Raw genomic sequence first — 1,212 nt, forward strand, 5'->3', positions numbered from 1 at the left:
GAGCTCGCCGCGCTCATCCGCCAGCACAAGGTCGAGCTGATCTCGATCGGTAACGGCACCGGCAGCCGCGAGACCGAGAAGTTGGTCGCTGACATGCTGTCGGACCTGCCAGCCGGTTCCGGCCCGAAGCCGCTCAAGGTGATCGTCAGCGAGGCGGGCGCTTCGGTCTATTCGGCCTCGTCGACGGCAGCGGCGGAATTCCCCGGCCTCGACGTGTCACTGCGCGGCGCCGTGTCGATCGCTCGCCGCTTGCAGGATCCGCTTGCCGAACTGGTCAAGATCGAGCCGAAGTCGATCGGCGTCGGCCAATATCAGCACGATGTCGACCAGTACCGGCTCGGCCGCTCGCTGGAAGCGGTGGTCGAAGATGCGGTGAATGCCGTCGGCGTCGATCTCAACACGGCGTCGGCGCCGTTGCTGGCACGGGTTTCGGGGCTAGGCCCATCGCTGGCCGAAGCGATCGTTGCGCATCGCGATGCGACCGGGCCGTTTGCCAGCCGCAAGGACCTGCTCAAGGTGGCGCGGCTCGGACCACGTGCCTTCGAACAGTCCGCCGGCTTTTTGCGCATTGCCAATGGCGCCGAGCCGCTCGATGCTTCCTCGGTGCATCCCGAAGCCTATGGCGTGGCGAAGAAGATCGTCGCAGCCTGCGGCCGCGACGTGCGCGCGCTGATGGGGGATAGTGCCGCGCTCAAGGCGCTCGACCCGCGTGTCTTCGTCGACGAGCGCTTTGGCCTGCCGACGGTGCGCGACATCCTGGCGGAGCTGGAAAAGCCCGGCCGCGATCCGCGCCCCGGCTTCAAGACGGCGACCTTTGCCGAGGGTGTCGACGATATCAAGGACCTGAAGCCAGGCATGCTGCTCGAAGGCACGGTGACCAATGTCGCCGCCTTCGGCGCTTTTGTCGACATCGGCGTGCATCAGGACGGGCTGGTCCATGTCTCGCAACTGGCTGACCGCTTCATCAAGGATGCGCATGAGGTGGTGAAGGCGGGCGATGTGGTGAAGGTGCGGGTCGTCGACGTCGACATCAAGCGCAACCGCATTGGTCTCACGATGCGCAAGGACGGCGACGGCGGTGCCCCGCGGAGCGGCTCGCGCGACAATGGTGGCGGCAGGCCGGCGCCGCGCACGCCGGCGCCGCCGCGCCAGCCGGAGCCGCCGGCCGCGCAGGGCGCGTTCGGCGCGGCGCTTGCCGAGGCCATGAAGCGG

The 1,212-nt window shown here is 68.0% G+C and carries 1 protein-coding gene; it reads left to right on the forward strand.

The features are described from left to right. Positions 1 to 1,212: helix-hairpin-helix domain-containing protein (locus EN742_RS35420; protein ID WP_128333913.1), on the forward strand; the 1,212-nt coding region annotated here is incomplete at both ends.

Source organism: Mesorhizobium sp. M4A.F.Ca.ET.020.02.1.1, assembly GCF_004022645.1.
GTDB lineage: Bacteria > Pseudomonadota > Alphaproteobacteria > Rhizobiales > Rhizobiaceae > Mesorhizobium.